The 16,981-nt window shown below is 68.0% G+C and carries 19 protein-coding genes; 13 read left to right on the plus strand and 6 right to left on the minus strand.

Annotated elements, in window-relative coordinates; genetic code table 11:
• Nucleotides 1-67 precede the first annotated feature (67 nt).
• Nucleotides 68-964: a LysR substrate-binding domain-containing protein gene (locus tag ACV229_RS07840; RefSeq protein ID WP_448082545.1), complete on the minus strand. Its 897-nt coding sequence runs from the start codon at nt 962-964 to the stop codon at nt 68-70.
• Nucleotides 965-1,127: 163 nt separating this feature from the next.
• Here ACV229_RS07840 and ACV229_RS07845 point away from each other — a divergent pair, with 163 nt between their 5' ends.
• From ACV229_RS07845 to ACV229_RS07885, 9 genes are all read left to right on the plus strand, one after another.
• Nucleotides 1,128-1,979: an ABC transporter permease gene (locus ACV229_RS07845; protein WP_448082546.1), complete on the plus strand. Its 852-nt coding sequence runs from the start codon at nt 1,128-1,130 to the stop codon at nt 1,977-1,979.
• A 7-nt stretch (nt 1,980-1,986) separates the two neighbouring features.
• Nucleotides 1,987-3,018 (plus strand): ABC transporter ATP-binding protein, encoded by a 1,032-nt coding sequence (locus ACV229_RS07850; RefSeq protein WP_448082547.1) that lies wholly within the window; start codon nt 1,987-1,989, stop codon nt 3,016-3,018.
• Between the two features lie 36 nt (nt 3,019-3,054).
• Entirely contained in the window at nt 3,055-4,143 is a 1,089-nt protein-coding gene (locus ACV229_RS07855) for an extracellular solute-binding protein (protein WP_448082696.1), read from the plus strand.
• A gap of 10 nt (nt 4,144-4,153) precedes the next feature.
• Entirely contained in the window at nt 4,154-4,984 is an 831-nt protein-coding gene (locus tag ACV229_RS07860) for an ABC transporter permease (RefSeq protein WP_448082548.1), read from the plus strand.
• Between the two features lie 70 nt (nt 4,985-5,054).
• Nucleotides 5,055-5,510 carry a TIGR00725 family protein gene (locus tag ACV229_RS07865; protein WP_448082697.1) on the plus strand — a complete coding sequence of 152 codons (456 nt, stop codon included), beginning with the start codon at nt 5,055-5,057 and terminating at the stop codon, nt 5,508-5,510.
• A 78-nt stretch (nt 5,511-5,588) separates the two neighbouring features.
• On the plus strand, nt 5,589-6,788 hold the full coding sequence (locus tag ACV229_RS07870; RefSeq protein WP_448082549.1) for a porin: 1,200 nt from the start codon (nt 5,589-5,591) through the stop codon (nt 6,786-6,788).
• 174 nt (nt 6,789-6,962) lie between these two features.
• Nucleotides 6,963-7,157 (plus strand): YqaE/Pmp3 family membrane protein, encoded by a 195-nt coding sequence (locus ACV229_RS07875; RefSeq protein WP_448082550.1) that lies wholly within the window; start codon nt 6,963-6,965, stop codon nt 7,155-7,157.
• A gap of 120 nt (nt 7,158-7,277) precedes the next feature.
• Nucleotides 7,278-8,591 (plus strand): type II toxin-antitoxin system HipA family toxin, encoded by a 1,314-nt coding sequence (locus ACV229_RS07880; RefSeq protein ID WP_448082551.1) that lies wholly within the window; start codon nt 7,278-7,280, stop codon nt 8,589-8,591.
• A gap of 16 nt (nt 8,592-8,607) precedes the next feature.
• Entirely contained in the window at nt 8,608-8,892 is a 285-nt protein-coding gene (locus tag ACV229_RS07885) for a helix-turn-helix domain-containing protein (RefSeq protein ID WP_448082552.1), read from the plus strand.
• Nucleotides 8,893-8,907: 15 nt separating this feature from the next.
• Here the strand turns inward: ACV229_RS07885 and ACV229_RS07890 are convergent, their stop codons facing one another.
• Nucleotides 8,908-9,816, minus strand: coding sequence for a LysR substrate-binding domain-containing protein (locus tag ACV229_RS07890; protein WP_448082553.1), 909 nt, complete (start codon nt 9,814-9,816; stop codon nt 8,908-8,910).
• A gap of 215 nt (nt 9,817-10,031) precedes the next feature.
• Here ACV229_RS07890 and ACV229_RS07895 point away from each other — a divergent pair, with 215 nt between their 5' ends.
• A complete protein-coding gene (locus tag ACV229_RS07895) occupies nt 10,032-10,628 on the plus strand; it encodes a hypothetical protein (protein WP_448082554.1) in 597 nt (198 codons plus the stop codon).
• 106 nt (nt 10,629-10,734) lie between these two features.
• On the opposite strand, the gene ACV229_RS07900 is transcribed toward ACV229_RS07895, so the two are convergent.
• From ACV229_RS07900 to ACV229_RS07910, 3 genes are read right to left on the minus strand one after another with little or no spacing between them, the layout of a single operon-like run.
• Nucleotides 10,735-10,902 carry a hypothetical protein gene (locus ACV229_RS07900; RefSeq protein ID WP_448079233.1) on the minus strand — a complete coding sequence of 56 codons (168 nt, stop codon included), beginning with the start codon at nt 10,900-10,902 and terminating at the stop codon, nt 10,735-10,737.
• Nucleotides 10,874-11,881: a cytochrome d ubiquinol oxidase subunit II gene (cydB, locus tag ACV229_RS07905; RefSeq protein WP_448082555.1), complete on the minus strand. Its 1,008-nt coding sequence runs from the start codon at nt 11,879-11,881 to the stop codon at nt 10,874-10,876. Before cydB ends, ACV229_RS07900 begins: the two co-directional genes overlap by 29 nt.
• 32 nt (nt 11,882-11,913) lie before the next feature.
• The gene (locus ACV229_RS07910) at nt 11,914-13,326 is read right to left on the minus strand and encodes a cytochrome ubiquinol oxidase subunit I (RefSeq protein ID WP_448082556.1); all 1,413 of its coding nucleotides are present in this window, start codon (nt 13,324-13,326) and stop codon (nt 11,914-11,916) included.
• 564 nt (nt 13,327-13,890) lie between these two features.
• Between ACV229_RS07910 and ACV229_RS07915 the strand changes: the two genes are divergently transcribed.
• The 3 genes from ACV229_RS07915 to ltaE all read left to right on the plus strand — a co-directional run bounded on the left by ACV229_RS07915 (nt 13,891) and on the right by ltaE (nt 15,999).
• On the plus strand, nt 13,891-14,229 hold the full coding sequence (locus tag ACV229_RS07915) for a hypothetical protein (protein WP_448082557.1): 339 nt from the start codon (nt 13,891-13,893) through the stop codon (nt 14,227-14,229).
• 13 nt (nt 14,230-14,242) lie between these two features.
• Entirely contained in the window at nt 14,243-14,767 is a 525-nt protein-coding gene (locus ACV229_RS07920) for a hypothetical protein (protein ID WP_448082558.1), read from the plus strand.
• Between the two features lie 218 nt (nt 14,768-14,985).
• Nucleotides 14,986-15,999: a low-specificity L-threonine aldolase gene (ltaE, locus tag ACV229_RS07925; protein ID WP_448082559.1), complete on the plus strand. Its 1,014-nt coding sequence runs from the start codon at nt 14,986-14,988 to the stop codon at nt 15,997-15,999.
• 66 nt (nt 16,000-16,065) lie between these two features.
• Here ltaE and ACV229_RS07930 read toward each other — a convergent pair whose 3' ends face one another.
• Nucleotides 16,066-16,974 carry an HTH-type transcriptional regulator ArgP gene (locus ACV229_RS07930; protein ID WP_448082560.1) on the minus strand — a complete coding sequence of 303 codons (909 nt, stop codon included), beginning with the start codon at nt 16,972-16,974 and terminating at the stop codon, nt 16,066-16,068.
• Nucleotides 16,975-16,981: the final 7 nt, after the last annotated feature.

Below are 16,981 nucleotides of genomic sequence, written 5' to 3' on the forward strand. Positions count from 1 at the left end.
ACAGTCGCGCGCCGCTTGCCTGGACTTTCGGATCGTCGTTATTTCGAGTGGCGATGCCGGCCCCGCCTCACCCTTTCGAACATTCGTCCAGCATCCATTCCCTGAAGCGCCGCAACGCGGCGCTCGTCTCCAGGCGCTCCGGCGCGTAGCACAGGTAATGCCCCTGCGCGTCGACGTCGACGGGCGCGTCGAGCGGCTCGACGAGCGTGCCGGCCGCGAGATTGTCGGCGATCAGGAAGCGCGGCACGAGCGCGAGCCCGAGCCCGGCTTGCGCCGCCTGGATCAGCACCGAATACTGCTCGAAGCGCGGCCCCGCGAGCGCGTTCATCTGCGCTGCACGATGGCGCTCCGCCCAGACCGACCACGCGATCTCCGCCTGTTCGTGCACGAGCCGCGGCGCGAGCGCCGCGTCGCCGGGCGCGCGCAACGCGTGCCGCGCGGCAAATTCCGCGGAGCATACCGGCACGAAGGTTCGTCCGTCGAGATAGTCGCTTCGGACACCTTCCCATGCGCCGTCGCCGTAGCGAATGGCCGCGTCGAGCCCGAACGGGAACACGTCGCCGTGCGCGAGATGGCGGCGAAAGCTCAGCGTGACGTCCGGCGCGCCGGCGAGAAAGCGCGCGAGCCGCGGCACGAGCCATTTCGTCGTGAAAGTCGGCACGCTCGCGATCGTCAGCAGGTCGCTGTTCTCGCGGGCGCTCAGCAATTCGATCGACGCGTTGCCGATTTCGCGCAGCGGGCCGGCCACCCGTGCGTGATAGACCTGTCCGGCCCGTGTCAGCACCAGATTGCGCCCTTCGCGCACGAACAGCTTGACGCCGAACAGCGCCTCGAGATTCGCGATCTGGCGGCTGACCGCGCTCGGCGTCAGGCCGAGCTCGCGGGCTGCGTACGAGAAGTTCAGATACTTCGCGGAACTCACGAATGCGTGCAGCTCCGCGACGTTCGGAAACAGGTGCTTCATGGTGAGCTATTCCTTGCGCGCACAGATCGATGCGGGGGTTGTACGTTTTTTTCATGACGATGCCATGTCGGATCCGCACACTGCGTCTGTCACGACAACCCGCGCCGGCCCCGTCCGGCGGGCGTTGCGCGGCACATTCCGGTTTCCGTCAGCGAGCTTTCCCATGCATCCGTCATCCGCCCCGGCCGTCGCCGTTGGTGTTCCGACTCGTCGTAACAAACGACCGAGCGCGATTGCGGGCCGCCTGCTGCTTCAGGCGCTCGTCGCCGTGTTCGGTCTCTACCTCGTACTGCCGATCGCGCTGCTGCTGGTCGGCTCGGTCGGCCAGTCGTGGACGAACACGCTGCTGCCGACGGGCTTCACGGGGCACTGGTTCGCGGATCTCGCGGCGAACCGCAGCTTCACCCGCGCGTTCGGCGTGAGCTTCATCGTCGCGCTGGCGTGCTGTGCGATCAACGCGGTGCTCGGGCTGCCGCTCGCGTATGCGCTGCATCACCGGGCAGTGGCCGGCCGCGGCGTCGCGACGCGCATCGTGATGCTGATGCCGATTGCGGTGCCGGCGCTGACGCTCGGCTTCGGCTACATCGCGATCTTCAGCGGCGACACGCTGCCGTGGCTCGGCACGCTGCCGCTGATGATCGCCGCGCATGCGGTGCTGACGCTGCCGTATCTGCTGCAGACGCTGCTGAGCGACCTGCGCCATCTGGGCCTCGCGCATCTCGAGGCGTGCGCCGCGACGCTCGGCGCGACGCCGCTGCGCCAGTTCTTCACGATCGTGCTGCCCAACCTGCGGCACAGCCTGTTTTCCGGGCTCGTGATGGTGGCCGCGCTGTCGATCGGCGAATTCCAGATCTCGAACCTGATCGCGGGCTTCCGCTATCGCAACTACCCGATCGTGCTGCTGCAGGCGTTCTACGGCGCGTCGGGGATGGCCTGCGCGGCGACCGTCGTGCTGCTCGTCCTCGCCGTGCTCGCGACGCTCGCGTCCGTCGGCACCGTGCAACGCTTGAAGTGAAACCGTCATGAGTCTCGATTTCGAAAACATCACGTTCCAGTATCCGGGCGCCCGTCACGGCGTCGATGCGGTCACGCTGTCCGCGACGCAGGGCGAACTGCTCGCCGTGATGGGCAGAAGCGGCTCCGGCAAGTCGACGCTGCTGCGGCTGGCCGCCGGCCTGCTCGACGGCTATCGCGGCCGCATCGCGATCGGCGGCGCCGACATGGCCGGCGTGCCGGTGTGGCGGCGCGAGGTCGGGATGGTGTTCCAGCACTACGCGTTGTTCCCGAACCTGTCGGTCGCCGACAACGTCGGCTATGGGCTGAAGATGCGCGGGATCGCGGCCGTGCCGCGGCGCCGCCGCGCGCTCGAGATGCTCGAGCGCGTCGGCCTGGCGGCGCAGGCGGACCGCAGCCCGGCGATGCTGTCCGGCGGCCAGCAGCAGCGCGTCGCGCTCGCCCGCGCGCTCGTGGTCGAACCGAAGCTGCTGCTGCTCGACGAACCGCTCGCGGCGCTCGACGCCGGCATTCGTCATCAGTTGCGCGACGAGATCCGCGCGCTGCAGCGCGCGTGCGGCGCGACGACGCTGCTCGTCACGCACGACCAGGACGAGGCGCTCAGCATGGCCGACCGCGTCGCGATCGTCGACGGCGGACGCGTGCTGCAGGCCGGCGCGCCGCGCGAACTGTACGAGCGTCCGGCGTCCGCGCAGGTCGCCCGCTTCGTCGGTCATTCGACGGTGCTGCGCGGCCGTGTGCTCGCGCATGGCGCAGTCGACGTGCGCTTCACGACGCTGTGCGCGGAGACGGGTGCGCACCGGCCGGGCGACACGGTCGACGTGCTGGTGCGGCCCGAACACGTGCTGCCCGATCCGCCCGCGTATGCGGTGAACCGCATCGACGGCCGGGTCGGCGAGGTGCGCTATTTCGGCGCGACGCAGCGTTTCGACTTCGTGCCGGCGGGGGGCACCGACGCGCTGCTGGGCGAAGGGCGCGAACTGCCCGCGCGCTGCATCGCGATCGAGCCGCGCCACCTGCTCGTGCTGCCTGTCGCATAAGCGCGGGCGACCCCATTCATTCAACGGAGATTCATGATGTCTGCACGCCGCCACTTCCTTCATGCGATGCGCCGCCGCTTGCTGGCGCTCTGCGCGCTCGCGACGCTCGCGCCGGCGCTCGCCCATGCCGCGCCGCTGTATCCCGGCGAGGATGCGCTGTACGAGAAGGCCGCCGACGAAGGGCTCGTCGTGTCGTTCGACACGGGGCCGGAATGGGCGAACTGGAAGGCGCTGTTCGCCGAATTCCGCAAGCGCTATCCGAAGGTCGAGATCACGTACAACGACATCGGCTCGGCGGCGACGGTCGTCGCGCTCGACAAGTCGCGACGCCGGCCGCAGGCCGATACCGCGTACTACTTCGCGGCGTCGGCGCTCGACGCGGCGGGCAAGGACGTCGTCGCGCCGTTCAAGCCGCTCAATTTCGACAAGCTGCCGACGGTGTTTCGCGCGCCTGATGCCCGCTGGTTCGCGGTGCACTCGCTGAACATCGCGTTCCTCGTCAACAAGAAGCTCGTGAAGAACGTGCCGCAGCGCTGGTCCGACCTGCTGAAGCCCGAGTATCGCAATGCGGTCGTCTATCTCGATCCGCGCTCGACCGGGCAGGGACAGGTTGCCGTATTCGCGGCCGCGTACGCGTTCGGCGGCGGCGTCGACAATCCGAAGCCCGGCGCGGAATTCTTCGGCAAGCTGAAGAACGCCGGCAACGTGCTGCGCGTCGAGGGCACGACGCCGTACGCGAAGTTCGTGAAAGGCGAGATCCCGATCCTGATCGGCTACGAGAACGATGGTCTCAAGGCGAAATACACGGACGGCATGGGCGACGCGGCGGAGGTCGTGATTCCGCAGGACGGCAGCGTATCGGCGCCGTACGCGATGAGCCTCGTGAAGAACGGCCCGAATCCGGCCGCTGCGCAACTGTGGCTCAACCTCGTGATGAGCGACGTCGGGCAGGCGTTGTTCGCGCAGGGCTACGTGCGTCCGGCGGTGCCCGGCACGCCGGTCGCGCAGGACGTTGCCGCGAAGCTGCCGAACGCGCCGCAGGTGCATCCGCTCGACGTCGCGAAGGCCGCGGCGCGCAAGGCCGAAGTCGACCAGCTCTGGTCGCAGGCGACACTCGGCAAGTAAGGGGCGCGTGATGCGGGTTTCGTCCCTGGAGCGCGGCGCGATGCGCCGCTACGGCGCGGTGCCGGCCGCCGCGCTGTTCGCGGTGTGCTTCGCGCTGCCGCTCGCCGCGCTCGTCGGCGCGGCGTTCACCGACGGCGGCCGTGCGTTCGCAGCGGTGTTCGGCGATCCGCTCGTCGCCGACGCGATCGTGCGTTCGCTGGCGCTCGCGGTCTGCGCCGGCACGCTGTCCGTCGGCGTCGGCGTGCCGCTCGCGTATGCGCTGGCCGGGCAGCCGCCCGCGCGCCGGCGCTGGTCGCTCGCGCTGCTCGGCGTGCCGCTCGCGTTCTCCGGTCTCGTGATCGCATACGGGTTCATCCTCGCGTTCGGCCGCGCCGGTTTCGTGACGACGCTGCTCGCGTCGCTCGGCGCGGACCCGACCGTCGTGGGCGGGGCGATCTACACGATGCCGGGGCTCGCCGTCGCCTACGCGTACTACCTGATCCCGCGCGTCGCGCTGATCCTCTATCCGGCGCTCGCGAATCTCGACCGGCGCCCGCTCGAGGCCGCGCTGACGCTCGGCGCGCACCCGTGGCGTGCGTGGTTCGACGTCGCGTGGCGCGAATTGTGGCCGTCGGTCGCGTCGGCGTGGTGCCTCGTCAGCGCGATTGCGCTCGGCACGTACGGCACGGCGCTCGCGCTCGCCGGCACACAGATCAACATCCTGCCGCTGCTGATGTACCTGAAGCTGTCGGACGGGCAAACCGATTTCTCGCAGGCAGCCGTGCTGTCGATCGTGCTGACGGCGCTCTGCACCTGCGTTCTTGCACTGGGGGAAGGCCTTGTACGGCAACGGCGTCATTGAATGGTCGGAAAAAGCGCGTGACGCGCTCGAGCAGCTCGCGCAACGGCAGCGCGGCGCGCGCCGGCACCGGATGCCGGTCGGCGTGATCGGGCCGCGCGATGCGACGGACGAACAGCTATACGTCGCCGAACGGATCGCGCACGGACTCGCGGCGGCGGGCGTCGTGCTCGTCGGCGGCGGCAAGCAGGGCGTGATGGAGGCCGCCGCGCGCGGCGCGCATGCGGCAGGCGGATGCGCGATCGGGCTGCTGCCCGAGGACGACGCGCGGGACGCGAATCCCTATCTGAGCGTTGCGTTGCCGACCGGGCTCGGCATCACGCGCAACGCGCTGATCGCGCGCGCGTCGCTGTGCCTGATCGCGGTCGGCGGCGGCCTCGGCACGCTGTCCGAAATCGCGCTCGGGCTGCAATGGGGCAAGCCTGTGTACACGATTTGCGACGCGCCGCAGGTAGCGGGCGTCGAATGCTTCGACGAAGCGGACCCGCTCGTCGCGCATGCCGCGCGATGGCTGTCCGAGTCGGCGTAGGTCGGCATCCCGCCTGACGGGATGTGTCGTATCGGGTGGTATCAGGTTGTATCGATTGAATAAATAGGAATCCTCTACATGAAGAAGATCACATTCGCATTGTGCGTCGCCGGCGGTCTCTGCACCGTCGCGCACGCGCAAAGCACCGTCACGCTCTACGGGATCGTCGATGCAGGGTTGGGGTACACGAGCAACCAGCGGGTCGCGACGAGCAAGGGTTCGCTGGGTTCGCCGGTCGCGTATCGCGGCGCATCGAGCTACAGCTTCGCGAGCGGCACGTGGTCCGGCAGCCGCTGGGGGCTGAAGGGCAAGGAAGACCTCGGCGGCGGGCTCGCGGCGGTATTCCAGCTCGAGAACGGCTTCAACATCGGCACGGGGCAGCTCGGCCAGGGTGGCCGGATGTTCGGCCGCCAGGCGTGGATGGGGCTGTCGAGCACGCGCTACGGCACGTTGACGATGGGTCGTCAGTACGATCCGATCGTCGATTTCGTCGGCACGATCGGCCCCGGCTCGTTCCTGACCGGCATGGGCGCGCATCCGGGCGATCTCGACAACATCGACAATCAATCGCGCGAGAACAACTCGGTCAAGTACGTGAGCCCGAAATTCGGCGGCTTCACGTTCGGTGCGCTGTACGGCTTCGGCGGCCAGCCGGGCAGCGCGAAGAACCAGAATACGTGGAGCGTCGGCGGGCAGTACGTGAACGGGCCGTTCGCGATCGGGGCCGCGTACCTGTATGCGACGAATGCATTCGGCGCGAACGGCGGCGCATGGACCGGCGCGTACGACGGCACGTTCGCGTCGTCGATCAACGAAGGCTTCGCGTCGTCGAAGAGCATGCAGATCGTCGCGGCCGCGTCGACCTACCAGATCGGCGCGGTGACGCTCGGCCTGTCGTACAGCAACACGCAGTACCGTGCCGGTGCGTTCTCGACGTTCGCCGGCACCGCGACCTACAACTCGGTCGGCGGCACCGTGTCGTGGCAGGCGTCGCCGTCGCTGCGCGTCGCGGCCGGGTACGACTTCACGCGCGGCAGTTCGGTCGACGGGCAAGCGGCGCCGAAGTATCACCAGGCGAATCTGGCGACGTACTACTACCTGTCGAAGCGGACCGCGCTGTACGGTCTCGTCGGCTACCAGAAGGCGAGCGGCAAGACGCTCGATCCGTACGGCAACGTCGTCAACGCGACGGCGTCGGTCGGGGACGTCGGTAACGGCATTTCGTCGGCGGGCAATACGCAGACGCTCGTGCGGGTTGGCGTGCGGCATACGTTCTGATCGCAACGCGGGATTTTCTCCAGCGCTTTGATACGGCCGTCGTGCGATGCGACGGCCGTTTTTTTTGACGAGCGGGTGAAGGGGAGCGGTGGCGCTGCGCGCGCTTGATTTCTACGGGGCGCAGCGCCATATTGACCGCGCACGCTCCTTCAACAACGCACCAAGAGGTTTTCGATGCGCCTGATACTCGCTTTGCTGGTCCCGTGGCTGCAGTTCTTCACGATCGGCCGTCCGTTCGCCGGGATCATCTGCCTGATCTTGCAACTGACGCTGATCGGCTGGATCCCGGCCGCGATCTGGTCGGTTTATGCGCTGAGCCAGTACAAGACCGATCGCAAGATCGAGGAAGCGCTGGGCGGCCGCCGCTGAGCGGGACCGGATTGGCAACTGCGCATTTCCCGGCGTCTTTTCTGCTGTCATCCTATTTCGGAAGAATTCTATATAATTCATGCAGATAGATTGCCATGATTTGTATAGATTTCTGCCGAAATGAACCAGTCTTGCACCATTCAACTCCACGCCAACGGCATCTGGCGCGACGTCGGTGTCGTCAGTCTGCTCGGGCAAACCGGGGAGGGCTGGCGTAGCCGCACGTATACGGGATACGACATCGAATGGGCCGTCGAACACCAGTCAGCCAGGGACGCTTACGCGATGACCTGTCGCTTTCCGGTCGGCCTCGAGCCGCTGGATCAGCCGCATTGGCCGGTATTCCTGATCGACTTGTTGCCGCAGGGTTTCGGTCGTCTTGAGCTGCTTCGCCGGCTCGGGTTGCCGGAAACGGCGGAAGAGGGCGCCGACTGGCCATTGTTGCTGGCAGGGGCTGGAAATTCGATCGGCAATCTTCGCGTAAAAGAGGCCGCGCAGTGGCTGGCCGAGCGGCGTGGGCCGCTGCAAGGTTTCACGGATGACGAGATTGCGACGCGCGGCGATGCGTTCAGCGAGTACCTTGCCGCACACGGTTTCTTTGTGGCCGGGTCGTCCGGTGTGCAGGGCGAATGGCCCAAGCTGCTGCTGACTCGGGCCGACGACGGCCTCCTCTACCTGGATCACACTCTGCCCGACGAGCGAGCGATGGCGCATTACGTCGTGAAGTTCGGACGCGGCACGAATGAGCGTCTTGCGCAGATTCTGCGCCACGAGGCGCCATACATGGCGCTCGCGCAATTTCTCGGCCTGCGTGTGCATGCGCCGTTGACGCTGCGCGGCCGATCCCTCTTTATCCCGCGTTTCGACCGTGTGCGCTGTGTGTCGGGGGTTGCCCGGCTCGCTCAGGAAAGTATCGCGTCATTGACCGGCAAGGCCGGTTTCGGCGTCGTGCCGACTCACGATGAGGTGTGCTGGCATCTCGTGCGCGAATGCACGGATCCGCAAGCCGAGGTGAGCGAATATCTATGCCGCGACGTCGCGAATCTGGCACTGGGCAACAAGGACAATCACGCCCGAAATACTGCCTTGCAGCGCGATTTCGACGGTCGCGTCGCGCTTACGCCGCTATACGATTTCGCGCCGATGTACTTGCATCCTGACGGCATCGCCAGACGCATTCGCTGGCAAGACAATGACGGCGGCAGCCCGGATTGGACGCGCGTGCTCGACACGGTCGTCCGGGCGAGCGAGCCGCAGCCCGGCGAAACCCATCGTGCACTCGATCGCGGCGCGTTGGCGGCACGGCTGCGCGACATGGCGCCACGTCTGCGGAACGTGGCCGACCATGGTGCGGATTTCGGGCTGGAAGCCGATGTGCACGCGCATCTGCGGCCGGGCATTGCACGGCTTGCCGACGAAATGGCCGCACTCTGATACGGCCGACGACACCATGGACAAGCGCTACAACACGCTGTCGCTTCCGGATCAACTGGCACTTCGGCGGAAGGCGATCGAGGATGTCATTTCGCATCCCGAATGGACACTGCAGGAATCCGTGCGCCATCTCAAGCGCACGATGCGGCTGACGAGCGCGGAAATGGCGAAGCTCGCGGGCGTATCCACAAAAACGATTCAGGATATCGAGCAGGGGCGCAGCGATGGCACGGTGCAGACGATGAATCGGATCTTCGGCATGCTGGGGCTGAAGCTCGGGGTCGTGCGCGAGTCACCATAGAGGCCGCTGCCCTCGTCACACCGTAATCGGCCCATCCATTTCCACCGCGCGCGCGAACAGCCAGTCGACGAACGTGCGCAGCGGCCGGTCGTCGTCATCGTCGCGATACAGGCAGTGAAACGGCGGCCCTTCGAGATGGACCTCCGGAAACAGCGCGACGAGCCGGCCGTTTGCGAGGTCGTCGCGCACGACGGCGCGCGTGGCGAGGCACACGCCGAGCCCGCTGGCGGCCGCCTTGAGCAGCAGGAAGAAATCGCGATAGAACGGGCCGCGCAGCGTCTCGGTGACGTCCGTGCCGGCCTGATGGAACCAGTACTGCCAGGCTTGCGGCACGCCCTCGTAATGCAGCAGCGGCGCATTGCGCAGGTCGGACGGCACGCGCAAGCGCTCGAGCAGCGGATGGCCGGGCGCGCAGACGGGCACCGCGACGCCCGCGAGCAGCGGCCGCGACACGAAGCCCTTGCGGCGCAGCTCCGGCGTATAGCGGCGGATCACGACGTCGCAGGTCTCGTCGAGCCGGTCCTGCTCGGCGTCGGGCGTCGCGGCGAGCTGCACGTCGATGCCCGGATGTGCGGCCTGGAACGCGGCCAGTTGCGACAGCAACCAGCCATGCGCGAACGACGCGGACGCATCGACACGGATCGGCGGGCCGGCGACGGAATCGAACATCTGCCCGGTCGCCTGCGCAAGCCGCCCGAGGCAGCTCGCGACGTCGACCAGATAGTGCCGCGCGCGTGGCGTGAGTCGCAGCGAACGCCCGTCGCGCTCGAACAGCTTCATGCCGAAGAACGATTCGAGCACGCGGATCTGTTGCGCGACCGCGCTCTGGGTCACGTTCAGCTCGTCGGCGGCGAGGGTCAGGCTTTGCAGGCGTCCGGCAGCTTCGAAGCTGCGCAGCGCGTTCAGGGGCGGCAGTCGGCGCATCGTGCGATCGCGAAGAAAAGCTACACAGTCGGTCAGAAAATGTCGTTTGTCGAGGGCAGGGCGCGTCCCTATGATGGCGCCGACAGGAGAATGCCACGATGACGATCATATCGCCGCCCGTTGTCCGATCAACCGGAACCCGCCGCTTTTGCGCGGCCCGCCGAGGCCGCCGGACACGAACATCGCGGCCGTGGGCGTCGCATCGCGCGCCCGTGATGCCGCCGGCACGCGGCCGTCGCGCACTGGCGCTCGCCGGCGCGTGCCTCATCGCCGCGCTGACCGGATGTGCGGGCAAACCGGCGAACGAGCGGCAGATCGGCAGCGGCGGGTCGCTGGTGCGCTACAGCTCGAGCCAGACCGAGGTCGACCTGACCGATGCGGAGCAGCAGACGCTGCGCATGCTGAGCGATCGCCGCTTTGCGGGCGCCACGCAGGCGCGTGCGCTCGATGCGGTCGCCGACGTGCTGCGTGCGCAAGGCTACGCGCCGGTGACGGTCGATCGCGATACGGGGCTCGTCGAAGGTGGCCGCAGCGACACGCTGATACCGACGTGGCGGCAACTGTTGCGCGGCGCGGTGAAGGCCCGCATCGGATGGATTCCGGCGAAGCCCGATCACGAGCGCGTGGCCGCGATCGTGGCGGTCCGCACGACGCACGGCTCGCGCGACACGACCGTGCGCGCGCGGTTCGATCGCACGGTGTGGGACAGCAACGGCGATTCGCGCACCAAGACCGTCGTCGAGCCGGCGTTCTATCAGACGTTTTTCGCCGAAGTGGACAAGGCGATGTGCGCGGCGCCGTGCGGGCAATGACTGGTGTGCCCAGGGCCGCATCGTGCGAAACGCGGACACGCGCCGCGCATGCTTGCGTGCCGCGCGCGATGATGCGCGCGATGACGCGCGACGCGGCACGACGGACTTACTTCACCGCAAACAGCGTCAGGTTCATGAAGATCTTGAACGCATAGCCGAGCGTCACCGCGCCCGCGACGCCGCCTGCCCACAGCAGCACGAACCACATCCAGCCGCGCAGTTTCGAGCGCGGCGCGGCGTCGTGCTCAGTGGTGGTAGTAGTGCTGGTCTTCATGGCGCACCTTGCCTCGGAATACCCAGTAACCCATCGTCGTGTAGGCGATGATGATCGGCAGGATAACTGCTGCGCCGACCAGTGTGAAGGTCTGGCTTTCCCGCGGCGCCGCCGCTTCCCAGATCGTCATGTTCTGCGGAATCGCATACGGGAACAGGCTGACGAGCAAGCCGACATAGCCGAGCAGCACGAGCGCGAGCGCGAGCACGAACGGCGTCATGTCGTGCCGGCTGCGCACCGCGCGATACATCCACACCGCGCATCCCGCGACGAGGAACGGCACCGGCAGCAGACGCCAGAACAGCCCTGAATCGAACCAGCGTTCGGCGATCGCCGGATCCTGCAGCGGCGTCCACAGGCTGACGATCGCGATGAACGCGAGCAGCATGACCGTCAGCGGCCACACGACGCGATGCAGGCGGCGCTGCAGGTCGCCTTCGGTCTTCGCGACGAGCCAGCAGCAGCCGAGCAGCGCATAGGTCACGATCAGGCCGAGCCCCGTCAGCAGGCTGAACGGCGTGAGCCAGTCGAACGCGTCGCCCGCGAACACGCCGTTCTTCACGTCGATGCCCTGCAGGAACGCGCCGAGCGCGATACCCTGGAAGAACGTCGCGCCGGCCGAGCCGCCGATGAACGCGAGATCCCACAGGTGCTTCGTGCGGCGCGCCTTCGCGCGGATCTCGAACGAGACGCCACGGAAGATCAGGCAGACCAGCATGAAGATCAGCGGCAGGTACAGCGCCGACAGCACGGTCGAATACACGACCGGGAACACCGCGAACAGGCCGGCGCCGCCGAGCACGAGCCAGGTCTCGTTGCCGTCCCACACGGGGGCGACCGTGTTCATCATCAGGTCGCGTTCCTTCTCGTCCGGGAAGAACGGGAAGACGATGCCGATGCCGAGGTCGAAGCCGTCGAGCACGACGTACATGAAGAGCCCCAATGCGATGATCGCGGCCCAGATTACGGTGACGTCCATAGGTTTTCTCGTTTGCGGATAGGGTGGGCGGCTCAGACGGTCTCGATCAGTTCGTCGACGGCCGACATCGGACGGCGTGCGGTGTGGTCGGGGCGCGTGTCGGGCTTGCCGTCGTGCGGGACGTCGGGCAGCGCGGGGCCGGCCTTCATCAGCTTGAGCATGTAGTAGACGCCGGTGCCGAACACGAGGAAGTACACGATCACGAACGTCATCATCGAGATGCTGACCTGCTGCACGGTCAGCGGCGACACGGCCTGCGCGGTGCGCATCACGCCGTAGACGACCCACGGCTGGCGGCCCGCTTCCGTCGTCACCCAGCCCGCGAGCAGCGACACGAAGCCGGTCGGGCCCATCGCGAGCGCGAAGCGCTGGAACCACTTCGCGTCATACAGCCTGCCGCGGCGGCGCAGGAACCACGCGAGCGCGGCGAGCCCGATCATCGCGAAGCCGAGGCCGACCATGATCCGGAAGCTCCAGAACACGACCGTCGAATTCGGCCGGTCCTCCGGCGGGAATTCCTTCAGGCCGCGGATCTCGCCGTCCCACGTGTGCGTGAGGATCAGGCTGCCGAGGTGCGGGACCTTCACCGCGTAGCGCGTCGTTTCCGCCTTCATGTCCGGAATCCCGAACAGGTTCAGCGGCGTGCCGCCCTTCTCGGTTTCCCACAGGCCTTCGATCGCGGCGATCTTCGCCGGCTGGTGCTTCAGCGTGTTGATGCCATGCTGGTCGCCGATCAGCGCCTGCACCGGCGCGAGCACGAGCAGCAGCCACAGCGCCATCGAGAACATCTTCTTTACACCCTTGTCGCGGCGGCCCTTCAGCAGGTGCCATGCGCCGGTCGCGGCGACCACGAGCGCGGCCACGATGAACGCGGCGATCGCCATGTGCAGCAGCCGGTACGGGAACGACGGGTTGAAGATGATCGCGAACCAGTCGGTCGGCACGACGCGGCCGTCGACGATCTCGAAGCCCTGCGGCGTCTGCATCCAGCTGTTCGACGCGAGGATCCAGAACGTCGAGATCAGCGTGCCGATCGCGACCATCAGCGTCGCGCCGAAGTGCGCGCGCGGGCTCACGCGGTTCCAGCCGAACAGCATGATGCCGAGGAAGCCGGCTTCGAGGAAGAACGCGGTCATCACTTCGTACATCAGCAGCGGCCCCGTGACCGAGCCGGCGAAGCTCGAGAAGCCGGACCAGTTGGTGCCGAACTGATAGCTCATCACGACGCCGGAGACGACGCCCATCCCGAACGCGACCGCGAAGATCTTCGACCAGAACAGGCAAAGGGTTTTGTAGTACGGCTTGCCCGTCTTGAGCCAGCGGTATTCGAGCACCGCGATGAAGCTCGCGAGGCCGATGCTCAGCGCCGGAAAGACGATGTGAAAGGAGACGGTGAATGCGAACTGCAGGCGGGCCAGATCGAGGGCCGAAAATGCGGTGTCCATACCAGTTGACCGAAGCTGTCGATACCCGCCGGCGGGCCTGCCGACGGACCCTGGCCACGAATGGCCGCAGGGTTGGCTGGAGTATGGGACGCGATGTTGCGGCGCGAAATGTGCCAACTCGTCGCAGATGTCCAGACCGGACGCGGTCTTTATGGGATAAATCGTTGATTCGTATCAAGAACGTGGAGCGCGGCGCGCGCGGGCGCGCCGTGGCGGTCTGCCGCACCTGCGTCAATATGGCGCGTCGCATCATCGGGAACGCGCGGTCGGGAGTAGGATCGCCGTATGCCGCCGCGCGTGCTGCGATGCCGCCGCGGCGTCGGGTCTGAACAATCCGTCAATGCCGGCTGTCCGGGCCGTTCGCGCCGGCCGGCCGGCCGTTTCGACGCGTTAGCCGGTAACGCACGCGCGTGCGCAGGCGGCCGCCGCGCGCGGCCTCTGTCACACCGGTAACGCCGTGCAACATTGCCGCGCGTGCCCGTAATGGATGCCGGATCGCGCGCAGCGTAGCGTTGAGTGCGTCGGGTTCGCGATCGCGAACCGGTTTTTTTCGGAGATCGAGACGTGAATGCTTCGAAGCTCGCGCTGGGCGCTGTCGCCGCCGTCGCGATCGGCACGGCCGGCGTCGCCCACGCCGGCCGTGTCGGGGTCTGGGTCGGCGCAGGCTACCCGTATTACTACCCCGTTGCGCCCGCCCCCTATTACTATCCGCCGCCCGTCATCGCGGTGCCCGTCGCACCGCCTCCGCCGCCGGAGTATGTCGAGCAAGGGCAGGCGCAGCAGGGGCCCTCCGGAAACGGTGCCGGCGACGTCTGGTACTACTGCGATGCGTCGAAGCACTACTACCCGTACGTGAAGGACTGCAAGTCGGGCTGGCGGTCGGTGCCGGCGCAGCCGCAGTGATGGAGGAGCGACCATGAACAAAGCGATCCGATATGCGCGCTGGCCTGCGCTGGCGGTGCTGGCCGGCCTCGTCAGCGCATGCGCGTACGTGCCGACCGGCCCGACCGTGATGGCGCTGCCCGGCACGGGCAAGTCGTTCGACCAGTTCCGCGTCGACGACGCGAACTGCCGCCAGTACGCGTTCCAGCAATCGGGCGGCGTGAGCGCCGGGCAGGCGTCGACGGCGAGCGCGCTCGGCAGCGCGGCCGTCGGCACGGCGCTCGGCGCCGCGGCGGGCGCTGCATTCAACGGCGGCTCGGGCGCGGCCGTCGGCGCGGGCGCGGGGCTGCTCGCGGGCAGCGTGGTCGGCGCAGGCGCCGCGCAGGGCTCCGCGTACGACGTGCAGCGCCGCTATGACTATGGGTATCTGCAATGCATGTACGCGAACGGCAACCGCGTGCCGGTGCCGGGCGGGATGAGCGGCGGCTACGGCGGCGCGCAGCGCGCCGCGCCGCCGATGCCGCCGCCCGGCGTGCAGCCGTCGCCGCCGCGTTACTGACGGCGCGCTGCGATGTGGCCGGCGCGCCGCAACGTCATCGCACGATGCGGCGCGCCCCCGAACTTCCGGCATCCGTTGCCGGCACGCGCGGCGCGCACGCCACCGGGCCCGTCGGACGCCCGGCAAGCGCACCGCGAATTGCGTACACTCTGAGTCTCGTTTCTGCACCGCCGGTATCGGTGGATCCGTATCGGCACACGTTCACTCAGGGAACAACGATGATCGATTTACGCAGCGATACCGTAACGCGTCCGAGCCCGGCGATGCTGGCCGCGATGACTGCCGCCGAAGTCGGCGACGACGTGTGGGGCGACGACCCGACCGTGCTGCGCCTGCAGGCCGCGACGGCCGAACGCGCGGGCAAGGAGGCGGGCCTGTTCTTTCCGAGCGGCACGCAAAGCAACCTCGCCGCGCTGATGGCGCATTGCGAGCGCGGCGACGAATACATCGTCGGCCAGCTCGCGCACACCTACAAATACGAAGGCGGCGGCGCGGCGGTGCTCGGCAGCATCCAGCCGCAGCCGATCGAGAACGCACTCGACGGCACGCTGCCGATCGACAAGATCGTCGCCGCGATCAAACCCATCGACAACCACTTCGCGCGCACGCGCCTGCTCGCGCTCGAAAACACGATCGGCGGCCGCGTGCTGCCGACCGGCTACGCGGAAGAGGCCGTCGCGGTCGCGCGCGGCCGCGGGCTTTCCGCGCACCTGGACGGCGCACGCGTGTGCAATGCGGCGGTCGCATCGGGCCGCTCGATCGCCGAGCTGTGCGCGCCGTTCGACACGGTGTCGATCTGCTTCTCGAAGGGCCTCGGCGCGCCGGTCGGCTCGGTGCTGGTCGGCAGCCGGCCGCTGATCGAGCGTGCGCATCGCTGGCGCAAGGTGCTCGGCGGCGGGATGCGGCAGTCCGGCATTCTCGCGGCGGCCTGCCTGTATGCGCTCGAGCACAACGTCGAGCGGCTCGCGGACGATCACGCGAATGCCGCGCGTCTGGCAGAAGGGCTCGCGCGCATCGAACCCGTGAAGGTGCAGTCGCACGCGACGAACATGGTATTCGCGCAGTTCCCCGAAGCCGATCTCGCACCGCTCGAGGCGTGGCTAAAGGAGCGCGGGATCCTCACGCAGATGCTCTATGCGTCGCGCTTCGTCACGCACTGCGACGTGTCGCGTGACGACATCGATACGTTCGTCAACGCGGTCGGTGCGTACTTCGCGCAGCGGCGCGGGTAATCGCGAAGCGGCGTAACGGCGTAACGGCACGCTGCTCGTGATGCGCTTCGCACGCGCGCGAAACCTTCAGCGCGCGAGCGGCGCAAGCAGCCGCCGCGCCGCTTCAACCACGCGCGCGGACAGCGACGCCATCGCCGGCGACTGCACGGTCCACGCGTGCCAGTACAGCGTGACGTCGGTCGGATGCCGCGGCGCGAGATCGACGAGCCCGTGCGCGTCGAGCGGCGTGTCGCCGAGCAGCGGCGCCGGCACCATCGCATAGCCGAGCCCGTGCTGCACGGCCGCGAAATGCGCGTGCGTGCCCGGCACGTAGTGGCACGGATACGCGCCGACGGGCAAGCCGAATTTTTCCTCGAGAAACGACGACTGCAGCGTGTCGCGCCGCGAATACGCGACGACAGGCGCGCGGCGCGCGCTCGTGCGGTTGAGGCCGCGCGGAAACCAGTGCGCGGCGAACGCGGACGCGGCGAGCAGCCGGTAGCGCATCGTGCCGAGCGGCGTCGCGACGCAGCCGCGCATCGGCTTCGGCTCGGTCGTCACGCAGCCGACCGCCATCCCGCTTTCGAGCAGCGCGAACGTGTGGTCCTGGTCCTCGACGATCAGCTCGAACAGGATACGCTCGCCGGCCAGCACCGACGTCAGCGCGGGCAGGAACCACGTGCCGAGGCTGTCGGAGTTCAGCGCGATCGTGACGGAGATCGGCGATGCGCGCTCGGCGGCGAGCGCGCTCTGCAGGTCGGCCTGCAGCAGTGCGACGCGGCGCAGGTGCTGCAGCACGCGCTGGCCCGCGACGGTCGGCCGGCACGGCCGCGTGCGCAGCACGAGCGGCGTGCCGAGGCTCGCCTCCAGCGCGCGTACGCGCTGCGTGACGGCGGAGGCGGTCACGTGCAGGCGGACGGCCGCCTGCTCGAAGCTGCCGGTGTCGGCGACGGCCAGCAGCGCGGCGGCCTGCTTCGGATCGATCGTCATCGACATGTCGGGT

This window comes from Burkholderia sp. MR1-5-21 (assembly GCF_053427715.1).

What these genes read in the sequence shown, in the direction of transcription:
- cydB (WP_448082555.1), bottom strand. Translation starts at nt 11,881, where the DNA reads ATGGACGTCACCGTAATCTGGGCCGCGATCATCGCATTGGGGCTCTTC.
- ltaE (WP_448082559.1), top strand. Translation starts at nt 14,986, where the DNA reads ATGATCGATTTACGCAGCGATACCGTAACGCGTCCGAGCCCGGCGATG.
- ACV229_RS07860 (WP_448082548.1), top strand. Translation starts at nt 4,154, where the DNA reads ATGCGGGTTTCGTCCCTGGAGCGCGGCGCGATGCGCCGCTACGGCGCG.
- ACV229_RS07890 (WP_448082553.1), bottom strand. Translation starts at nt 9,816, where the DNA reads ATGCGCCGACTGCCGCCCCTGAACGCGCTGCGCAGCTTCGAAGCTGCC.
- ACV229_RS07865 (WP_448082697.1), top strand. Translation starts at nt 5,055, where the DNA reads ATGCCGGTCGGCGTGATCGGGCCGCGCGATGCGACGGACGAACAGCTA.
- ACV229_RS07900 (WP_448079233.1), bottom strand. Translation starts at nt 10,902, where the DNA reads ATGAAGACCAGCACTACTACCACCACTGAGCACGACGCCGCGCCGCGC.
- ACV229_RS07870 (WP_448082549.1), top strand. Translation starts at nt 5,589, where the DNA reads ATGAAGAAGATCACATTCGCATTGTGCGTCGCCGGCGGTCTCTGCACC.
- ACV229_RS07855 (WP_448082696.1), top strand. Translation starts at nt 3,055, where the DNA reads ATGTCTGCACGCCGCCACTTCCTTCATGCGATGCGCCGCCGCTTGCTG.
- ACV229_RS07875 (WP_448082550.1), top strand. Translation starts at nt 6,963, where the DNA reads ATGCGCCTGATACTCGCTTTGCTGGTCCCGTGGCTGCAGTTCTTCACG.
- ACV229_RS07885 (WP_448082552.1), top strand. Translation starts at nt 8,608, where the DNA reads ATGGACAAGCGCTACAACACGCTGTCGCTTCCGGATCAACTGGCACTT.
- ACV229_RS07930 (WP_448082560.1), bottom strand. Translation starts at nt 16,974, where the DNA reads ATGTCGATGACGATCGATCCGAAGCAGGCCGCCGCGCTGCTGGCCGTC.
- ACV229_RS07895 (WP_448082554.1), top strand. Translation starts at nt 10,032, where the DNA reads ATGCCGCCGGCACGCGGCCGTCGCGCACTGGCGCTCGCCGGCGCGTGC.
- ACV229_RS07920 (WP_448082558.1), top strand. Translation starts at nt 14,243, where the DNA reads ATGAACAAAGCGATCCGATATGCGCGCTGGCCTGCGCTGGCGGTGCTG.
- ACV229_RS07880 (WP_448082551.1), top strand. Translation starts at nt 7,278, where the DNA reads ATGAACCAGTCTTGCACCATTCAACTCCACGCCAACGGCATCTGGCGC.
- ACV229_RS07840 (WP_448082545.1), bottom strand. Translation starts at nt 964, where the DNA reads ATGAAGCACCTGTTTCCGAACGTCGCGGAGCTGCACGCATTCGTGAGT.
- ACV229_RS07910 (WP_448082556.1), bottom strand. Translation starts at nt 13,326, where the DNA reads ATGGACACCGCATTTTCGGCCCTCGATCTGGCCCGCCTGCAGTTCGCA.
- ACV229_RS07845 (WP_448082546.1), top strand. Translation starts at nt 1,128, where the DNA reads ATGCATCCGTCATCCGCCCCGGCCGTCGCCGTTGGTGTTCCGACTCGT.
- ACV229_RS07850 (WP_448082547.1), top strand. Translation starts at nt 1,987, where the DNA reads ATGAGTCTCGATTTCGAAAACATCACGTTCCAGTATCCGGGCGCCCGT.